Below are 19,413 nucleotides of genomic sequence, written 5' to 3' on the forward strand. Positions count from 1 at the left end.
GATGGTACTGCGGTAACACGTGGGAGAGTAGGTCGGTGCCAAATCTTAAAGAAAGCCTGTAGGAAACTACAGGCTTTTCTTGTTTATAAGAAATTCTAACTGGCTTCCTGGCCAATCTATTCTGGGCATTCCATGATCATTTTTGACAAGCATGATACCCAGCCCTGGGTCATTAGAAATGTTAAAAAACCTTAAATCTTTTAAGCTTGGAGAATAAAAAACGTATTATTGTTTTATCTGTTATAGGTCAATACCATTGTCATAGCTAACCATTCATGAAAAATAAGTATACCTTCCTCCTTCTACTCCTGTCTTTTTGTTGCCTAAATGTTTCTGCCCAAAAGAAAGATGTGGTACTCCCTCCAAATTGGTATAACCTGGACCTGTTAAAGGATGGTTATTTTGGGGTAAGTACGGAAAAGGCATATCTGGAATTGTTAAAGGGAAAAAGTCCCAAGAAAAAAGTAATTGTAGCCGTAATTGATGGTGGCATTGAAATTACGCATGAGGATTTGAAAGGTGCCATTTGGACAAATCTAAAGGAGATTCCTAATAACGGTATTGATGATGATCAAAATGGGTATATCGATGATGTAAATGGATGGAACTTTATTGGCTCTAAAAAGGGCAACCTTGCCTATGATAACCTGGAACTTACGAGAATTTATAGGAAGTATAATCCAAAATACCGGTCAACCATTAATTCATTGCAATTGGATAGTGCAGAAAAGGAGGAATTTGACTTATACCGACGTGTGACTAGCGAATTTGGGAAACGTTATGACGACGCAGATAAGAGTTTTTCTGTGCTTACCTTAATTAATAACCTGTTAGATTCTGTAGCCGTAACAAATAAAACAGACACCCCCTCGTATACACAAATAGAGGAGTATAAAACTGATGATGCACGTGATTTGCAGATCAAAAAGATTATTCGTTCGGGAACCAAGGAGAGTGGAAGTTTTGACAAGTTTTATAAGGAGATCAAAGACGCTTACCGGCAGTTTAATGTGATGCTCAAGTATAACCTTAACCCTAAATATGACCAGCGGCAAGAGCTTGTTGGTGACAATTATGATAACCCGAGGGAAAGAATTTATGGCAATCATGATGTGATGGGGCCAAATGCCGAGCACGGTTCTCATGTGGCAGGTATCATTGCTGCAAATAGGAATAATGATATCGGAATAAAGGGTATTGCTGACCATGTGTTGATTATGCCCATCCGGGTGGTGCCAGAGGGTGATGAGCGTGATAAAGATGTGGCGAATGGTATACGCTATGCAGTTGACAACGGGGCCGACATTATCAACATGAGTTTTGGTAAAAGCTATAAATGGGCGAAGGAAGTGGTGGATGAAGCGGTTAAATATGCAGAAAGTAAAGGGGTGTTGCTGGTTCATGCAGCAGGTAATGACAACAAAGACAATGATCGTGTGGATAATTATCCAACTAAATATTACGATAGCCCGGAATCCATAGATTACCGTAAAAAAAATAAACCCAGGACAGATAGTTTACGCAGGCCTCCTGTGCCGATTAGGTCAAACCCTAATGCTTATAATGCACCAAAACCTGCTAAACCTTTACCTGTAGATACCGCAAAGTTTAATTTGCCTCATGCCAATAATTGGATTGAAGTAGGGGCAAGTGCTTATGCTGATGACCTAGACTTAAAGGCTGGTTTCTCCAATTATGGAAAACATACGGTAGATGTATTTGCACCTGGATTTATGATCAAATCAACTGTCCCTAAATCTAAGTATGAAGAGTTTGATGGCACCAGTATGGCTGCTCCGGTAGTATCGGGTGTGGCCGCAGTACTTTTAAGTTATTACCCAGATCTTCGTCCGAAGGATATCCGGGAAATTTTGATGCAGTCGGCAGTAAAGGTAAACCGTAAGGTGAAGCACAAAAATGAAAAGGGGGAAACGATACGGGTTAACTTTGAAGAGTTGAGTAGAAGTTCTGGTATCGTGAATATGTACAATGCGCTGAAACTAGCGGAGACTTATAAAAAATAGCATTTTGTTTCTGATGTTGTGTACGCATGCGTGCAGCAACTGTCCGTAAATGTACAATGCTTTTGCAATAGCTGCTTTGAAATGGGATAAGGACGTTATTTTGTCATGGCATAAGGATTGAATCAGCGGATAAAACTATCATTGTTATGTTTCAACATCATCTGCTTCTGATTTATCGAAATTTTAAAAGGTATAAAAATTCCTTTTTCATTAACCTGATAGGCTTGTCTGCAGGATTATCTTGTGCATTGCTTATTTACCTTTGGGTGAATGATGAGGTACAGAAGGACCAGTTTCATGCAAACCGTTTGTACCAGGTCATGGGAAATGAACACACAGCAGAAGGTATTAATACCGTGGATGGCACACCTGGCCCTTTGGCGGAAGCCATGTCTATGGAGCTGCCGGAAATAGAACATGCAGTTACCACTTCACCAACTTACTGGTTGGGGAAAAGTAAAATCGCTGTAGGTGAACAGCTCGCGATAACTGGGGCAGGGAAGTTTGCCGGACCTGACTTTTTCAAGATGTTTTCATATCCACTGCTTACGGGGAGCGCTGATCAAGTGCTAACCGAAAAGAATACTGTGGTTATTTCTGAATCCCTAGCCTTAAAGTTATTTAAGCATACTGATGTAGTAGGAAAGGAAATGGTGTTTAGTAATACGGAGATTAAAAATGAGAACCATGTTTTGATTGCTGGTGTTTTTAAGGATCTTCCTGAAAGCTCATCCGATCAGTTTGATTTCCTGGTGTCTTTGGACGTGCTCTTTAATGATGGAACTTATCAGAAATGGAGTAACTCTGGCCCTAATACTTTTATTACCTTAAAAGAAGGTGAAGATCCTGCGGCTTTTAACCAGAAGATTAGCGATTTCCTTAAGAAAAAGGGACAAATGACAAGTACGTTATTCATCAGGCCTTATGCCAACAGCTACCTCTATGACAATTTTGAGAATGGCAAAATGACTGGCGGCCGTATCGACTATGTGAAACTCTTTTCGCTGATTGCCGTGTTTATTTTAGTCATTGCTTGTATCAACTTCATGAACTTGTCTACAGCAAGGGCATCCAGAAGGTTGAAAGAAGTGGGTATTAAAAAAGTGATGGGTGCCCATCGATCAACTCTCATCTTGCAATACCTGGCTGAGTCTATGCTACTTACATGTATAGCCTTGTTTGTGTCACTGGCTGTGGTAGAATTACTGTTGCCGCAGTTCAATACGCTGGTTGGTAAGGAATTGTCCCTGCGCTTCACCGGCACCCTAATTTTAACCTTGCTTTGCATTACTGTATTCACGGGGCTATTGGCAGGAAGTTATCCAGCATTTTACCTTTCAGGTTTGAAACCTGTGTTGGCTTTAAAAGGCAAACTTAACCTCACCGCTAATGCTTTATGGACCAGACAGGGCTTGGTTGTATTTCAATTCGCCTTATCTATCCTACTAATTGTAGCCGTATTGGTGGTATATAAACAAATAGCGTATGTACAATCGAAAAGCCAGGGTTATCATAAAGAAAACGTCCTTTACTTTGAAACGGAAGGGGCTTTACAAAACAAAGTTCCATTTATCTTAGCGCAGGTAAAACGAATACCTGGTGTGTTGAATGCTTCCAGTATTGATCGGGAATTATTAGGAGATTTAAGTTTTACTTTCGGCGATTTCAATTGGGAGGGCAGGAACCCTAAAGAGGTGATTAAATTTCAGCGCGCGCACGTTAATGCAGATCTAATTGAAACGTTGGGCATAGAAATGGCTGAAGGTCGTAGTTTTTCAGACCAGTTTGGATCAGATACCTCCAAAATTATTGTTAATGAAGCGGGTATCAAAGTCATGCGCATAAAAAATCCAATTGGCAAAATCTTTAGCGTTTGGGGGAAAGATTTGCAAATCATTGGTGTGATCAAAGACTTTCATTTTGAATCTTTGCATGAACCAGTAAGGCCTATGTTTTTAAAATATGCTCCTTTGCGTACCAACCGAATTATGGTTAAAGCCAGTGCAGGAGAGGTTGGCAGCGTCATTAAAGATTTGCAAGCATTTTACGCCAAATATAATCCAGGTTATCCCTTCCAATATAGGTTTCTTGACCAAGACTTCCAGGCACAATATGAGGCAGAAAATCGGGTAGCGCTATTATCACGTTATTTTGCCATGCTGGCCATTACCATTTCCTGCCTGGGATTATTTGGGCTGGCCACATTTACAGCAGAGAAAAGAGCAAAGGAAATCGGGATAAGGAAAATACTTGGTGCTAGTGGCCTGAACATCATTTATACCTTATCGAAAGATTTCGCTAAACCTGTTATGGTAGCTATTGTGTTAGCGCTTCCCTTAAGTTACGTGCTGACTAAGACCTGGCTCGATAGTTTTGCTTACCGTATTGATCTACAGCTATGGTATTTTGTTGCGGCTGGCGTCTTGGCACTGCTTCTCTCTTTGGTCACTGTATTTTTTCAGGCCTTAAAAGCGGTAGGTACAAATCCAATTCAATCAATTAGAACGGAGTAAGTTTAAGGACTAACCGTTTCAACGGCATCGCGGGCATCATTTTCTCCTTTTTGGGTTCCTTCTGTGTTATTTTGATTTTCCTTTTCCTCAGGTGTGCCTGTGTTTGTATCGCCAGTTTCATCTTGCGCTTTTGTTTCTTCAGGTTGTGCCACAGGTGCCGGTTGGCTTGGCTCTTCAGCTTGTTTCGGTGCTGTAGGTTCCTCAGTTTGTTTTGGCGCTATATTTTCATCGGTTTGCACGGTGGGCGGTACTATGTTTTCCGTATCCGGTGTAACCGTTTCAATATCCATTTGTACTTCTTCTGATGGCTTTGGGTGGTTATTTGTTTCTTTTTCTGTATTTTCCATAATAATCAGTTGTTAACTATATATACAATGAAATAAATGATGGTTTTGTTTGAAAAGATCAATAATGAGCGCACCAGAGGCTGATTTACAGTTGAAAATAGGGCTTTAAAATGTGTTCGAAATTATAAAGGCCCTTAGGTAGTTTAATTAAATCTTTTGCTACAAATATAGCCCCATTGCCAAAAGCTTCTCTGGATATGGATTCGTGGATCAGCCTGACAGTCTGGAAAGGGAAACCAAAGATTAACTCATGTTTGCCAACAATCCCACCAGCCCTGACAGAGTTGATATTAGCCACGTCAATATCAAGTGCATGCGCAATTTTAATTGCCGTTCCGGATACGCCTTGCTTTTGTTTAAAATGCTCTTCAATGATTTCGATATCTACACCTGGTGCAATTTTTTGAAGAAATTTAGCAGAGAATAAAAGGTAATTGACACCAAGGGTGATATTTGGCGACCAGAAAACTGTAGTTTTTTCGGCAAGTACCGTCAAAAGGTCCAACTCTTCTGATTCGTAATGTGATATGGCGGAAATGATTTTTATATTTCTATCTGCGGCCGCATGACCATAAACATGGATACCTTCTTGTGATGAAAAGTCAATGATAACATCTACTGGGTGTTGAGCTAGCAAGTCTGCCACAGCAATATGCTCCGTTGAATAAATTAGCCCAGGCTCTTCACTTTCTAAACCTAAGAATTCAGGTACTGAACGGTTTTCTAATGTTGTTGTCCTTCTTAACACCCACTCCAGAGAAAACTCTTTGTTTTGTAAAATGACGGCAGCAACCGCTTTCCCTGTTTTCCCAAATCCTATTAAGCCGACTTTTATTTTCATATTAACGCTAGTGTTTTTTTGCAAAAGTAAGTATAATAAAATAAAGGTAATTTTCGGTTATGGTAAGGTGATGCTTTTGTAAAGAATGATGCGGATTTTCCTAGTTTTGAGTGGCTTTTCCTTTATTTGATCTATTATTAGGAAATGGATTGGGTGTTATCTAATTTGGTTCCATAATTCATTAACACCTAATAAAAAAGATGGATAAAATACATTCTGCCTACTTTTTTCTGGAGTTGGCCGGCACCTTTGCGTTTGCTTTGAGCGGTTCGACGGCGGCCAGGCAAAGGGGACTAGATCTGTTTGGGATTTGTGCCATTGCATTTACGGTAGCCTGCGGGGGAGGCATTATCAGAGATCTTTGTATTGGTGCCATCCCGCCCGCCGGATTAACTAACTGGTACTACCTGGTGGCAGCGCTCACTGCCTCAGCATTGACGGTAAGCTTTTTTCCTATTGTGCAACGAGTTAATCATCCAGTATTGTTGTTTGATGCCATTGGTTTAGCCTTATTTGCGGTTACGGGTGCTCAGAAAGCATTATCCTATGGGCATAATGCGCAGGTGGCTATACTTCTAGGAATTACCACCGCCGTGGGGGGTGGAGTATTGCGCGATGTATTATTAAACCGCGTTCCTATTATTTTACAGAAAGAGATCTACGCCTCGGCAGCGCTCATAGGAGCGGTGATTGTAGTTTTAGGGAATTACTTAAACTTATCAAGTGACTGGGTAGCTATTTTTTCGCTAATTACTTGTTTTACGATCAGAATGTTGGCACTGCATTTTCATTGGAATTTACCTTCGTCTGCTACCCCGTCTTCAAAAGAAAAACAAGAGGAATAAAGGGTACCCTAATTTGGTGCAATAGGGGCATAAGTTTTTTTGTAAACTTAGCCCCTCATTTTTAATTCCGGTTGCCGCTCTTTGCCTGCCTAACGGACTGGTCGCCGCTTAAATTAAGGCGGTAAACAAAGGTTAAACGATATCTTGCTGCATTTGGACTGCTTATTTGAGAAATGTTAAAATCTTTCCCGTTGGTGGTGGTAGCGTAACTGCGTAGGTTAAAAAGATTGCTCACATCAAATAACAGGCTGATCTTATCTTTCATAAGATTCTGACCAACAGCCATATCGATGCCGTGTATAGATTTTACATGACTTTGTGCATTGTTAACTGCAGCGCTGAAATTGTAACGAGCCTGTACACTAAATTTGTTAGGTAATTTAACCTGTGTACCAAATCGTGAGGTAAAGGTATTGCCGGCATAACTAAAGTCCTGGTTTGCATATATGCCAGCCTGGCTAAAATGATAGGCATTAAGCTCCAGATTCATTTGTATCCATTTATAAGGATTATAAAGCATGGAAAGCTCAGCGCCTGAGCGTTGTTCGAGCCTGATGTTCACCGGCATGGATATAAAAAGTTCGTTTTCGCGGTAACTGTAGTCGATGATCATCCCACTATTGTGCTGGTAATAAAAGGATGGATTTATAGTAAGCGTACCCATACGTTTTAGTAAACCAAGTTCGAACACGTCAGCATAGGATGGATTAAGATTGGGATTTCCAACATATCGCGAATTGTAATCGGGTATTTCATTAAAAGGATAAAGGCTATTTAAATCGGGGCGGTTAATACGTCTGCTGTAACTCAGTTGCAGTGAAGTGCGCTTGGCAACTTCATAGCCTATATGTATGGTCGGGAACAGTCTGATATAGTCTTTTTGGCTGTCATATATTCCTTTTTTGTCGATGATCTTTATTTCTGTGTATTCGCTACGAAGCCCGAGCTGGTACGAAAAACCCTTGGTTTTGCTTCTGAGTTGTACATAACCACTACCTATAAATTCATTGTAGGCTACCTCATTGTCGATTTGATCCATGATGGTCCAGACATTTGCTGTTCCGCTTTCTGCAAGGAAATTGGTGCTCACCTTACGGTTTTCGGCTTTTAGCCCGTATTCTAAGGTTGAATTACTATCCAATGGGATAACCATATCGCTTTGCGCTGCAAAATCTTTGCTCGATCCGATTGAATTTGTTCTGATTTCAGGCCTTTGCTGAATAGATGGCCATATACTTTTGGTAGAAAGGTTCCAGTTTTTAGCACTGTTCCAGAAATCATATTGCATATCCAGGGTTAACTTTTTATTCGTTTTTTTGAAAAGCCTGGTGTAGTTAAATTCAAGCTGGTTATAATTTCTGCGCTCCCATGATTCGCCTGATCGAACAAGCGCACTATCCTGCGCAGCACTTGAATAATTATAGGTTAATGTGGTTTTATCGTGGTCTTTGGTTGCATTACGTAGATAGGCAATCGTGATGGTGTTTAAGCTGTCTGGCTGATAATCGGCGCCGAAATAGGCCAGCCTACCATCATCGTGGCGCTTTTCATCCTGCCTCTGGTTTAGTTTTGAGCTTATGCCATTTTGGTTTACCGTTTGATCAGTTATATACAGGCCTACGTAATCAGAAAATCTCAGTCCAATGGTAGAAAATAGATTGAGTTTGTTTGATTTATAACTTAAACTGGGTGTAAACCTGGTGTCATTCGGACTGCCAGCAACCAGTCTTACCTGACCGTTAAAACCGCCATTTTTGTTCTTTTTAAGCACAATGTTAATAATGCCTGCCGAACCTGATGCATCATATTTAGAAGAGGGGTTGGCAATCACTTCCACTCTTTCAACCTGGTCTGCGGAGAGTTGTTCGAGCGCAGCTCCGGTAATTAAGCCTGATCGTCTGCCGTTGATGAGTACAAGTACGCTGCTATTTCCCCTTAGGCTTACTGCGCCACCCGGGGTAACGCTTACCGAAGGAACACCAGACAGCAATTCTGTGACCGAACCCGACTGAGCAAGGATGTCTTTGCCTACTTCGAAGATTTTTTTATCCAAGGTTAGGCTTACCGCCGATTTGGCGGCTGTAATCGACACCTCCTTTAATACCATTGGGTCAGGCTCCATAAAAATGGTTCCCAAATCAAGCTTATTTTTGTCGGTTTCTACAACCTGGCTCACTTTACGGTAGGACATAAAATTAAGTTCTAGTATAAGTTTACCATTTTGTGTTGTGCCTAAAGAAAAATTTCCTTTATCATCAGCCATGCCCGATGCGACAATTTTTCCATCCGTGTTTAGCATGGAAAGTGTAACAAAAGGTATTTCTAAGTTGGAGATATGTTCCTTTACCTGACCTGAAAATACCCGCTCTTTTAGTTGAGCGGAAACGTTTGCTGAAAAGCAGACTAAGAGCGTAAAAATGATGGCGATATGTTTCATACAGCAAGGTTACCACCTCAGCACTAGATGTAAATGGAAAAATAGGTGAACTGCTCTATATCCTTTTGAAATGCACCTTACCTAGTTTTCTTTATGTTACATTTGAAATATGAAGCGCTTATTCTCTTTTTTATTACTGGCTATTTTATGTTGTTCCTGCAAACCAGATGTATGGTATGAACAAGATGATCCGGTATTTAAAACAGGGGATGATGCTGCCTGGTCTGCAAAAAACTTAGACGAGACAGGCTGGTCAAAGGATCGTGGCCAGACGGGCCGTCAGGTATTCTGGATTAGGGCGCAGGCAAATTTGCCTGCTCCTGTTGCCGGAAGGCAAGGGGTTCAGGTAAATGCTTTTGGTGGTTATGAAATATATTGGGATGGCGTTAAAATTGGAGTAAATGGAAAGCCTGGCTCAGCTACCATTCAGGAAATTCCTGGTACGGAAACCAGGTATTATCTTATTCCGGATTCACTATCAGCGCCAGGCGCCCATACGATAGCTATTCGAAGTACGCAATTCAACTATCCGCAGTTGCAGCGGGGTATGTTCTTCAGGATCGATACCTATATTGATTTAATCAGGAAGCCACTCCTTGTATCGTCGATGATGTTCATCATGGCCGGGGCTTTTCTTGTCGCCTCGCTATATTATCTCCTCCTGTATTTCAATAGTCATAAAAAGCAATATCCGGTGCTCATATTTTCTATACTTTGCCTGTTGTTTTTCTCTCTGCTGGTTGTGGAATTTCTGAAATTCTATATTGAAATTCCTTATACCAAATTTTTTATCCGGTTGGAAGCAATCGGCTGGCTCACTTTTTCCATTTCTTTCCTCGTACCGCTTTATTTTTGCATTCAGTTTGCAGTTAAAAAGAAATACCTGCTCCTCTCGGCGCTATTTTGCGTGTTGTTATTTATTTACTTCTATCACTATGGCCATTATGACCTCACTGCATTTAATTACAGCAGGGCGATGTGGGCAGCGATGGTGCTGATTGCCATTGATGCCATCTATAGAAAAGAAAAAGGTAGTTTGCTTGTTCTGGTAGTTGTTTTAGCCGGTTCGATGATCAACTATCAACAGTTTTACGATTTAGGAATATTCATCTTTTACACGCTCCTTGTACTCTCTATGTTGTATCTGCATACCATGGGAATGAGAAAAATTGAACAAGAACATTCAGATTCCCTGCTGCTCTCTTCCCGTTTGCAGCTTGAACTGATTAAGAAAAATATCCAGCCACATTTTATAAAAAATACGTTAACATCGCTGATGGATTGGGTGGAGGAATCGCCGAAACAAGGCGCCGAATTTATACAGGCACTGGCCAGCGAATTTGATATCATGAATGCCATTGCCGAACAGCGTTTGATTCCCATCAGGCAGGAAATTTCCTTATGCCAGATGCACCTTAAAGTGATGGGCTTCAGAAAAGAGATCTTTTATACCTGGGAAGAATCGGGTATTCTGGAGGCAGAAACTGTCCCCCCGGCAGTTATTCATACACTATTAGAAAATGGAATTACCCACAATACCCCGCATGAGGATGGAACTATCGGGTTTAAACTTTCTTTTGTCAAGGCAGCGAATTACCAGGAGTATATCTTTGAAACGATAGGGGGGAACAGAGAAATGGAAGTAGGCAGGATTGGTGGAAATGGTTTTAGGTATATTAAGGCAAGACTGGAAGAGAGCTACCCAGGAAATTGGAGATTTAAATCTGGAGAAACGGCACAAGGATGGATAAGTACAATTAAAATAATCAATACTTAAGATGCGAATACTGATTATAGAAGACGAAGCGCGTATAGCGAGGAGAGTGGAGCGGATGGCTGCACTTTATTTTGAAGGAAACGCAGTGATTACCATTTGCGATTCGCTAAAAAAAGGCACGGAATTTATAGAAAAAGAAGCTGTCGACATTTTGTTACTCGATCTTAACCTTAACGGAAGAGATGGCTTCGAAGTGCTGCAGTCCGTTACCTCAAGATCTTTTCAAACCATCGTAGTTTCTGCGAATACGGAACATGCCATGCGGGCCTTTGAACTCGGCGTGTTGGATTTTGTAGCGAAACCCTTCGATCAGGATCGTCTCTCACTTGCCTTAAGTAGGGCTACGACCATAAAAAAGGAACTAACTGGTGCTGTCCGGTATCTTTCTGTCAGAAAAAATGGGAATATCCAGCTTATAGACATTGACCGGCTCAACTATATAAAAGGTGCTGGAATATATAGCGAGCTGCATCTTTTGGATGGCAGTACCGCACTTCACGATAAGGGCCTGGACGCACTGGAGAAAATTTTGCCAGCCGGTTTCGAACGTATACACAAATCCTATATCATTGAAATCAGCCAAACCGATCATATCGTCGTTGCTTCGGGTAGTAAGTATTCTTTGCGGTTACATAACGGCGTGATTTTACCCATCGGCAGGTCAAAATATAAAGCATTCAGAGCGCGGATTGACTGCGATTTGAGTAACAAATTCTTGGGAGTGTAAAAACTTTTAGGCATAAAAAAAGGAAACAATCATGTTTCCTTTTTAGTAGCGGGGAGCAGAATCGAACTGCCGACCTCAGGGTTATGAATCCTGCGCTCTAACCATCTGAGCTACCCCGCCGGGTGGTTATTTTTTAAAGAGTTGCAAATATAGAATAATTTCGCTTTCTTTAGAAATAAATCATCAAAATTATTCATTTAAGTCAAAATATAAGGGTTTAGAGATGTCAGAAAAGAAAAAGTTCACGCTAGAATACGAAATGAAATCATCTCCGCGTATTTTGTTTAGCTTTATTAGCGAGCCTAACGGCCTGTCACAGTGGTTCGCAGATGATGTATTATTTCGTGATCAGGTTTATACTTTTACCTGGGATGATGAAGTGCAGAAAGCAAAGCTGCTGAGCATAAAAGAAAACAAATTGGTAAAATTCAAATGGATTGACGATGAACCGCATTGTTATTTCGAAATGGAGATCGTTCAGGATGAGCTGACCAATGATGTAGCATTAAGCATTACTGACTTTGCCACGGCTGAAACGATTGCCGAACGTACCTCTATCTGGGATAACCAGATTACGTATTTGCTCAGTGTAATTGGCGCTTAATTATTCCGCCGCATTGACTACCTTTGTATATTGAAAAAGATACACTTACTTTTAGTCAAAGCTTTCATCAAGCCATTTATCGCCACGTTTTTTATCGTGATGTTTATCTTGCTGATGTTTTTCCTGTTTAAATATGTAGATGATTTAATCGGGAAGGGTTTCGAATGGTATGTCATTCTCGAGCTGATGTTATATGCATCGGCAGCGAATGTATCCATGGCGCTACCGCTTTCCGTATTGCTGTCGTCGATTATGACTTTCGGCAGCCTGGGTGAAAACTACGAGCTTGTAGCCATAAAATCTGCAGGGGTTTCCCTCCAAAAAGCCATGCGACCCTTGTTTATGGTGATCGTCATTATGGCTTTTAGTTCCTTTTTGTTTTCTGATTATATCCTTCCTAAGGCCAACTTAAAATTCGGGTCCCTGCTTTGGGATGTCCGCAATAAAAAATTATCCTTTTTAATCAAGGAAGGAGTATTTAATAACAGTATCCCTGGTTACTCTATCCGGGTAGATAAAAAGGGAGAGGATGGGATCTCCCTTGAAGGCATTATGATTTACGATCATAGTGCTACCAGTGGCATCGCCAAGGTAATTATGGCGAAGAATGGGAAAATGTATAAAACTACTGACGATCAATACCTCGTGTTGAAACTTAATGACGGAGTGAGGTACGAAGAAAAAACCGGTAAAACGGCCTATTATAATCCCCGCCAAGAACTCTACCGCATGCGTTTTAAAGAAACAGAGCAAAAGTTCGACTTTTCCAGTTTCAAAATGAACCGTACCGACGAAAGTAGCTTCCGGTCTAATACGCAAATGCTTAACCTGAAAGGCCTTGTAAAAAAGGAAGATTCACTGGCTAAAGTAATTGACAGCACCAACAACTTTGCTAAAATAAGTATAGGCAGTTATTATAAACAAAATAATTATACCAAGGGCTATACCAAAATTAAAGTACCTGTAAAGGTGCTTAAAGGTTCAATAATTAATACTTTTCCTGAAGAACAACGTTTGTCAGTTACACAATCTGCATTAGACCAGGTGACTTCTATTCAGCAGTCCACTGCCGGAAAAATTGCTGAACATAAAGATATGTTCCGGAATTATGTAAAAGTCAAAATAGAATACCAACGTAAATTTGTCTTAGCAGCCTCCTGTCTGTTATTGTTCTTTATTGGGGCCCCTTTAGGCGCCATTATCAGAAAAGGTGGACTTGGATTGCCAGTCGTGATGGCAGTCATGTTCTTTTTGATCTATCACATTATTTCTACGGTAAGCGAAAAATCGGCCATACAGGGCACCATTGACCCGGCGCTGGGGATTTGGATGTCAATCATTGTATTAAGTCCCCTTGGTGCCTTTTTAACCTATAAGGCAACCGTTGATTCTGCACTTTTTGATACCACCTATTACAAAAACCTGGTGGCAAGTCTTTTCAAAAAGAAAAAAGTATAAACCCTTCAGTTAGCGCTTTGGCGAAGGGGGTATCAATAGCTATTAATGATATTTTAAGGACATTAATTACCCTGAAGATTGTAACTTTGTATAGTAGCCAATAGTGCACATTTACACTATCGGACAAGAACATTTAAAAATGGAAATTAAATTGAACACAATAGAAGATGCTATTGTAGATATTAAAGCTGGTAAGCTGATTATTGTAGTTGACGACGAGGATAGAGAAAATGAAGGTGATTTCGTTGCTGCAGCCGAAAAAATAACTCCCGAATTAGTAAATTTCATGGCCACTTATGGCAGAGGTTTGATTTGCGTGCCTTTAACAGAAGAGCGCTGCGACGAACTCGGACTTGAATTAATGGTTGGAAAAAATACCGCTGCTTATGAAACTAATTTCACGGTTTCTGTAGATTTAGTTGGGCATGGTTGCACAACGGGTATCTCTGCCACCGATCGTTCCAAAACCATACAGGCCCTGGTGAATCCGAATACGGATCCTGATGAATTAGGAAGACCAGGTCATATTTTTCCCTTACGTGCAAAACATGGCGGTGTACTTCGTCGCTCCGGGCATACTGAAGCTAGTGTAGACTTGGCGAGGTTAGCGGGTTTACACCCTGCAGGCGTGTTGGTTGAAATTATGAAAGACGATGGGGAAATGGCTCGTTTGCCTGATCTTATTAAGATTGCTGCCCAGCACCAGTTGAAAATTATTTCTATTAAAGACCTTATTGCTTATCGTCTAGCCAATGAGAGTCTGATTATACCTGAAGTAACGGTCAACCTGCCTACAGAATGGGGAGATTTTAAATTAACAGCTTATACACAAATTGATACCGCCGCACAGCATTTAGCCTTAAGTAAAGGAGAATGGGCAGAAAATGAGCCGATATTAGTCCGCGTTCATAGTTCTTGTGTTACAGGCGATATTTTCGGCTCTTGCCGCTGCGATTGTGGACCACAACTACACAAATCGATGGAGATGATACAAAAAGCCGGAAAAGGCCTGATCGTTTACATGAACCAAGAGGGCAGAGGCATTGGATTGGTAAACAAACTGCTTTCTTACAACTTACAGGATAAAGGTTTTGATACCGTTGAAGCTAACATTAAATTGGGCTTCAAAGGTGATGAAAGAGACTATGGCGTAGGGGCACAAATCATCAGGGCACAAGGTGTGACTAAGATGAAATTGCTATCTAATAATCCTACCAAAAGGGCTGGCTTAATTGGTTATGGTCTGGAGATTGTTGAAAACGTTGCCATAGAAATTGAAAGTAACGTGCATAATGAATCGTATTTGAAAACAAAGAGAGATAAAATGGGCCACCAAATTATGAAAGGATAATCCTTTATTTACTCTTGGTCTTATTCTCTTTATCTTCTTTCAAAACAGCTTCCTTAATCAGGAGCTGTTTTGCTGCTTTAGCATCTTCTTCTTCTTTCAGTTTGCGCTGGTTCTTTTTATATTGACCAGTCATTTTCTGTAAAAACTCCCTAAAGTTTTCAAACTGCTGGGTGTAAATTAAACCAAAGGCTGTAACGTTGTTATTCTGGTTAATGCCACTGTTTAAAAAAATACTTTGCTGTGTCGGCGGTTTATTGGCCAGTTTACCCACTAGCGAGCCATCTTTTTTGATCAGAGCAAGTAATTCTACCTCTCCACCTACATTATTATCATTGAAGCCTATTGATAAGTCACTGGTACTGTTTTTATCAACAATACCTGCATTTAATATGATACGATCGTTAAAGAATTTAAAAGAAGCGTTGGCTTCACTAAAGGACCTGATGTTAATGTCTACGAAGTCCAGATTGAGTGACGAAAGCACGTTATTAAATTGATTAAACAATAGTTCAGTGGCCGTACTAGCTACACCTGAGGTCAGTTGTTGGCCAAGGTCTTGTTTTCCGTTTCCTGGTGCAAAACTCCTGCGAATGATTAAACTAAAAGCTTGTAGGTTTAAGTTGTTCGGATCACTGAAATATGCCTGTAAATCTTCTTTAATGGCAGGATTGGAAGGGAAGAATATATCTAGCTTAATTTCAGGTTTTAAGAGTAAACCCGAAAGCCCCATTTCCACTTCTGTTAGTACCCGGTCGCCCGAGTTACTGTTGGTTTCGCGGTTAGCTGCAGAAAATAAATCGTCCAGACTGGCCCTCAAAGAATAGATTGCTTTTAATTGGATCTGTGCAGCCGTCGGATTACCCGTCCAGCGTATACTACCACCCTGACGGATGGTAAATTTTTTGTTAATGACTTCCTGTGCTGTGAAATCGAAGTTACCAGATTCAATCACATAATCACCGGTCATTTCAAAATCGCCCAGGCTATTAATCTCCAGATTTAAATTCCCATTTCCTTTGCCACTTAGTTTACCCAGGTTAGTAAATATGTTAGCAGTACTGTTAGCATCAACGACCAGGTTAAAGCTCATTGTCAAGCCATCAAAACTTGTTTGTTTTTTAGTAACAATGGTGGTGTCCTTGCTTACAAAAGTGATAAAGTCTTTGGAAGTGACTGTTTCCGAGCTGTTGAGTGGTAAATTAAACACTGTACCGCTTTCGGTTTTTGCATCAATACCAATAAACATTTTATTAGTTGGCCCCCTAAAAATAAAGGTTCCTGTAGCATAAGCTTGTCCGAAGTAAAGTGGATTATCTTTCACTGTCGTATTTAAGGCCATAAAATCTAATGCCTTAACCACAATATCCAGGTCTGGTCTGCTAATGTTATTCAAATCCACCGTACCATTTGCCTGGGCTTTATTGCCACCAATATCTTGTAGCTCCAGGTCGTCAATTCTAATGATGCTGTTTCTTACAGTAACCTCGTCTGTAATGGTATAATTCGTTTTTAGGTAGTTAACCGTTAGCTGCGCTTTATCCAATGCAATATCTCCGTTGATTTCCGGTTTGCTAAATGGGCCGTTAATACGTAAGTCTGTAGTTATTTTTCCTTTTAAATCGCTTACCAATGTCTTCACAAAAGGAGCAAGGATGGCCATTTCACTGTTTTTCAATCTAACGGTCAGGTCAATTAGTTTTTCATTTAAATCTAGGTTTCCTGTTAATTTCAGTGTTTCCTCATTATTAGCCAAAATGCTGGTGTATACGTTGGCTATATTTTTGGTGCGGTCGTACGAAGAGGTGTCGGTAAGCGAGCCGATATAGGTGTCATTAAAGTTTAAGGAGTCGATACGGATATTATCAGAAACCCTGATGGAGCTAGTTATGCCATATAGTGAGGTTTCGCCATTTAACTGACCACCTAAATTCACACCAAAGCCTTTCAAAAAGGGATTAAGGGTTTTTAATTGAAAATCTTTAAAGCCAATGGTTAACAAATCTGTAGGGTCATTGGAAATCATACCGTCTATAGTCAATTGCTGATCTCCATTGCTCAGGTCAAAATTACTAACCTCAGTTTTGCCTGCGTTAAAGTTGATCTGAACTTTCTCTTGTATCGCCCAATCCTCCCGGTTTATGGTTAACAGAGAAGGCAAAATGCTAATGCGGGCTGTATTGTTCGTTCCAAATTCCACCAAGCCGTTTAAATCCAGTTTATTAACATCATCGGCATCAGACAATTTTACGTTCATTAACAAACTATCACTTCTGATAATGTTAGAAATGTTGACATTCTTAATATAAAGACTATCGTTGAGGTCAACACGGTCTGAGGTGATAATTGCATGCAACTGTTCATCGCTGGTGTTTTCATCGATAATGATGTTATTAACCACCACACCTTTGTATGTAAGTTTCCTGATGAATCCATTGAGGGTAGCAATTTTCTTTTCTGAATTAAAGTTACCGATCAGTATGGCGTCATCTTCAATTTCTAATCCAGGTATTAATAAGTGCGAAAGTGGCTCAAAGTGTTTGACTTTTAAGTTAAACTGGAAGTTCTGCACGCCATAGTTCCCAATATTCGTTTTTAATGATGGGATATAAGCTTTTGCCAGGGCTTTGTAATAAGATGGAATGGTGTTTAAATCATACTGGCCTTTAATGCTGGCGTCTAATATATCCGATTCAATGGTTAAAGCCCTTTCTATGCCAATGCCCTGGGCAGTAAGCTGCACAGAATCGATGTCATAAATGCCTTTAACATTATTCAGTTTAATATTACCAATGGAAAGATTTCCCTGAATATTATTTAAGTTGTTACCGGAAAAGTTTGTAGTGAAATCCGCATCTATTTGCAGCGAATCTTTAGTCAGGTTTAAAGATTTGAGCCTCGCTTTCTTAATGCTTGCTGTAAAATTGAATACAGGTAGCGTTGGGTTTAAATTTACCCCGCCATCAAATACGAGGTTAACATTTTTATCATCAATGGTTAATCGGCCATCAAAAAACTTCTTTTCAAACGTGCCGTCTATGTTTACATTGCTGTAGCGGTACTGGTTGAAGTCAATATATTTGATTTTACCATTAATTTTTTCAGTTAAGTTATTTATTTCTGTACCACGGCCTTTAATATTAACATCGGCGGTTACCCTTCCTAATGATTTTTCATCTAGTAAATTACCTATGTTAAAGTCGTAAGTTTTTACGTAACCTGAATAACTAGGTACGCCGGCTTTATCAATCTTCATGTTAACATCAGAAACTACTCGTCCTAGCTTGGTTTTGAATTCTCCATAAGCAATAAAGTCATTCTGAAAACCAGTAAAACTTCCTTTAAAATTAATGTTCCCAAATTTGTCTATAATAACCGGAATCTGTTTTACCTTTTTACCTGTTGTGCGGCTTAATAATAGATCAAGGTCTTTTTTATTGGTTCCCGCCATTTCAATCTTCAGGTCCATAAAGGTTTCACTTATCACCGGGAGACCTTTTATATGAAAGTCTCCTTTTATGTGCGTTGCTTTCCCTGCTTTAATGCTTAAGCCATTTGCCCTCAGGTTGTTTACATAGCCATTCACATCTCCATCCACATCAATGTTCATGTTCATTTCCTGTAGCGTCGGAGTGAAAAAGGAAATATCTTTGGAGTCTAGGTGACTGTTTTTTAAAATTGCTTTTATGCGTACTTTATTGAAGAAGTCACTGAAATCGCCGAATTTATTATAAGATAGCTGGAAATAGTCTGTTAGCCTACTTTGATTTGTGATCAACAATAAGTCTTTCAATTCTATCCGATTAGAATCGATGGTGGTAATTGCGGTTAAGTTTTTAAGGTAGAAACCACTTTTCTCTTTGAATGTGAGGTTTTTTACACTGGTTTTTAGAAAATGGTCCTTAGTATTGAATCCATCAAATATTCCATTCACATTGGTCAGGTCGATATCGTTAAAGTTGACACCTTTCATCATGGTATCTACTTTTTGATTTTTGTAACGGAAGCGCAGGTTATTGATAATGGCTGTTTTCAACGTCACATCGAAAGGTTTCTTTTCCTTTTTTACTTTTGGTGTTGCACCTGAACTGAAATAATTGATCAGGAAGTCTAGGTTGGTTGTGCCGTCTTTGTAGGTTTTTAAGTAAAAATTACCATCATTTACTTGAACGGAGGAGACATCTATAATTCGTTGTTTTAAAGAAAAGGTATTGACATCAACCAAAAATAGGGGAGTGTTCAACATGGTGTCTTTCTGTTGGTCTAACACCACCAGGTCTTCAAGTACCAATGATTTAAAAGGTTTTATATAGATGCTGCTTAAGGATACGGTTGTTCTAAGTTCCCTGGATAAATAAACAGCTGCTTTTTTTGCTACATAGGTTTGTACAGGCTTAAATTGAAGCGCAAATATCACGATGCAAAGCAACAATAGAATTGATGCGATCACCCAAAGAAGTATTTGTAATAGTTTTTTGATATTTTTGTAGCT

12 protein-coding genes and 1 tRNA gene are annotated in these 19,413 nt (G+C 40.0%); 8 read left to right on the forward strand and 5 right to left on the reverse strand.

The annotated features are described in order from the left end of the window. Nucleotides 1-275 precede the first annotated feature (275 nt). Nucleotides 276-2,024 carry a S8 family serine peptidase gene (locus IWX76_RS16700; RefSeq protein ID WP_196861179.1) on the forward strand — a complete coding sequence of 583 codons (1,749 nt, stop codon included), beginning with the start codon at nt 276-278 and terminating at the stop codon, nt 2,022-2,024. Nucleotides 2,025-2,170: 146 nt separating this feature from the next. Then, on the forward strand, nt 2,171-4,537 hold the full coding sequence (locus IWX76_RS16705; protein WP_196861180.1) for an ABC transporter permease: 2,367 nt from the start codon (nt 2,171-2,173) through the stop codon (nt 4,535-4,537). Nucleotides 4,538-4,539: 2 nt separating this feature from the next. Here IWX76_RS16705 and IWX76_RS16710 read toward each other — a convergent pair whose 3' ends face one another. Both IWX76_RS16710 and IWX76_RS16715 read right to left on the reverse strand, forming a co-directional pair. Beyond that, on the reverse strand, nt 4,540-4,884 hold the full coding sequence (locus IWX76_RS16710) for a hypothetical protein (RefSeq protein WP_196861181.1): 345 nt from the start codon (nt 4,882-4,884) through the stop codon (nt 4,540-4,542). 85 nt (nt 4,885-4,969) lie between these two features. Beyond that, entirely contained in the window at nt 4,970-5,725 is a 756-nt protein-coding gene (locus tag IWX76_RS16715) for a 4-hydroxy-tetrahydrodipicolinate reductase (RefSeq protein ID WP_196861182.1), read from the reverse strand. Nucleotides 5,726-5,925: 200 nt separating this feature from the next. Between IWX76_RS16715 and IWX76_RS16720 the strand changes: the two genes are divergently transcribed. Next, nucleotides 5,926-6,570, forward strand: a complete 645-nt coding sequence (locus IWX76_RS16720) for a trimeric intracellular cation channel family protein (RefSeq protein ID WP_196861183.1) — start codon at nt 5,926-5,928, stop codon at nt 6,568-6,570. A gap of 61 nt (nt 6,571-6,631) precedes the next feature. On the opposite strand, the gene IWX76_RS16725 is transcribed toward IWX76_RS16720, so the two are convergent. Continuing rightward, nucleotides 6,632-9,007, reverse strand: a complete 2,376-nt coding sequence (locus tag IWX76_RS16725) for a TonB-dependent receptor domain-containing protein (RefSeq protein WP_196861184.1) — start codon at nt 9,005-9,007, stop codon at nt 6,632-6,634. A gap of 109 nt (nt 9,008-9,116) precedes the next feature. On the opposite strand from IWX76_RS16725, the gene IWX76_RS16730 reads away from it, so the two are divergent. Together IWX76_RS16730 and IWX76_RS16735 are read left to right on the forward strand one after the other, a co-directional pair. Beyond that, nucleotides 9,117-10,784: a histidine kinase gene (locus IWX76_RS16730; protein WP_196861185.1), complete on the forward strand. Its 1,668-nt coding sequence runs from the start codon at nt 9,117-9,119 to the stop codon at nt 10,782-10,784. Nucleotide 10,785: 1 nt separating this feature from the next. Continuing rightward, on the forward strand, nt 10,786-11,511 hold the full coding sequence (locus IWX76_RS16735) for a LytR/AlgR family response regulator transcription factor (RefSeq protein ID WP_196861186.1): 726 nt from the start codon (nt 10,786-10,788) through the stop codon (nt 11,509-11,511). A gap of 46 nt (nt 11,512-11,557) precedes the next feature. On the opposite strand, the gene IWX76_RS16740 is transcribed toward IWX76_RS16735, so the two are convergent. Next, nucleotides 11,558-11,631, reverse strand: a tRNA-Met gene (locus IWX76_RS16740). A gap of 103 nt (nt 11,632-11,734) precedes the next feature. On the opposite strand from IWX76_RS16740, the gene IWX76_RS16745 reads away from it, so the two are divergent. The 3 genes from IWX76_RS16745 (at nt 11,735) to IWX76_RS16755 (ending at nt 14,924) form a co-directional block, all read left to right on the forward strand. Beyond that, complete coding sequence (locus tag IWX76_RS16745) at nt 11,735-12,115, forward strand: START-like domain-containing protein (protein ID WP_196861187.1); 381 nt, start codon at nt 11,735-11,737, stop codon at nt 12,113-12,115. Nucleotides 12,116-12,145: 30 nt separating this feature from the next. Further along, complete coding sequence (locus IWX76_RS16750; protein ID WP_196861188.1) at nt 12,146-13,573, forward strand: LptF/LptG family permease; 1,428 nt, start codon at nt 12,146-12,148, stop codon at nt 13,571-13,573. A 139-nt stretch (nt 13,574-13,712) separates the two neighbouring features. Continuing rightward, the gene (locus IWX76_RS16755) at nt 13,713-14,924 is read left to right on the forward strand and encodes a bifunctional 3,4-dihydroxy-2-butanone-4-phosphate synthase/GTP cyclohydrolase II (protein ID WP_196861189.1); all 1,212 of its coding nucleotides are present in this window, start codon (nt 13,713-13,715) and stop codon (nt 14,922-14,924) included. Between the two features lie 4 nt (nt 14,925-14,928). Here IWX76_RS16755 and IWX76_RS16760 read toward each other — a convergent pair whose 3' ends face one another. After that, the gene (locus tag IWX76_RS16760; protein WP_334642129.1) at nt 14,929-19,371 is read right to left on the reverse strand and encodes a translocation/assembly module TamB domain-containing protein; all 4,443 of its coding nucleotides are present in this window, start codon (nt 19,369-19,371) and stop codon (nt 14,929-14,931) included. Between the last annotated feature and the right edge of the window lie 42 nt (nt 19,372-19,413).

Origin of the sequence: Pedobacter sp. CAN_A7, from assembly GCF_015752175.1 — a bacterium.
Classification (GTDB): Bacteria; Bacteroidota; Bacteroidia; order Sphingobacteriales; family Sphingobacteriaceae; genus Pedobacter.

Bases quoted from the DNA above. Each gene is read 5' to 3' on its own strand.
- IWX76_RS16715 (WP_196861182.1), bottom strand. From the start codon at position 5,725: ATGAAAATAAAAGTCGGCTTAATAGGATTTGGGAAAACAGGGAAAGCG.
- IWX76_RS16705 (WP_196861180.1), top strand. From the start codon at position 2,171: ATGTTTCAACATCATCTGCTTCTGATTTATCGAAATTTTAAAAGGTAT.
- IWX76_RS16745 (WP_196861187.1), top strand. From the start codon at position 11,735: ATGTCAGAAAAGAAAAAGTTCACGCTAGAATACGAAATGAAATCATCT.
- IWX76_RS16755 (WP_196861189.1), top strand. From the start codon at position 13,713: ATGGAAATTAAATTGAACACAATAGAAGATGCTATTGTAGATATTAAA.
- IWX76_RS16710 (WP_196861181.1), bottom strand. From the start codon at position 4,884: ATGGAAAATACAGAAAAAGAAACAAATAACCACCCAAAGCCATCAGAA.
- IWX76_RS16700 (WP_196861179.1), top strand. From the start codon at position 276: ATGAAAAATAAGTATACCTTCCTCCTTCTACTCCTGTCTTTTTGTTGC.
- IWX76_RS16720 (WP_196861183.1), top strand. From the start codon at position 5,926: ATGGATAAAATACATTCTGCCTACTTTTTTCTGGAGTTGGCCGGCACC.
- IWX76_RS16725 (WP_196861184.1), bottom strand. From the start codon at position 9,007: ATGAAACATATCGCCATCATTTTTACGCTCTTAGTCTGCTTTTCAGCA.
- IWX76_RS16730 (WP_196861185.1), top strand. From the start codon at position 9,117: ATGAAGCGCTTATTCTCTTTTTTATTACTGGCTATTTTATGTTGTTCC.
- IWX76_RS16735 (WP_196861186.1), top strand. From the start codon at position 10,786: ATGCGAATACTGATTATAGAAGACGAAGCGCGTATAGCGAGGAGAGTG.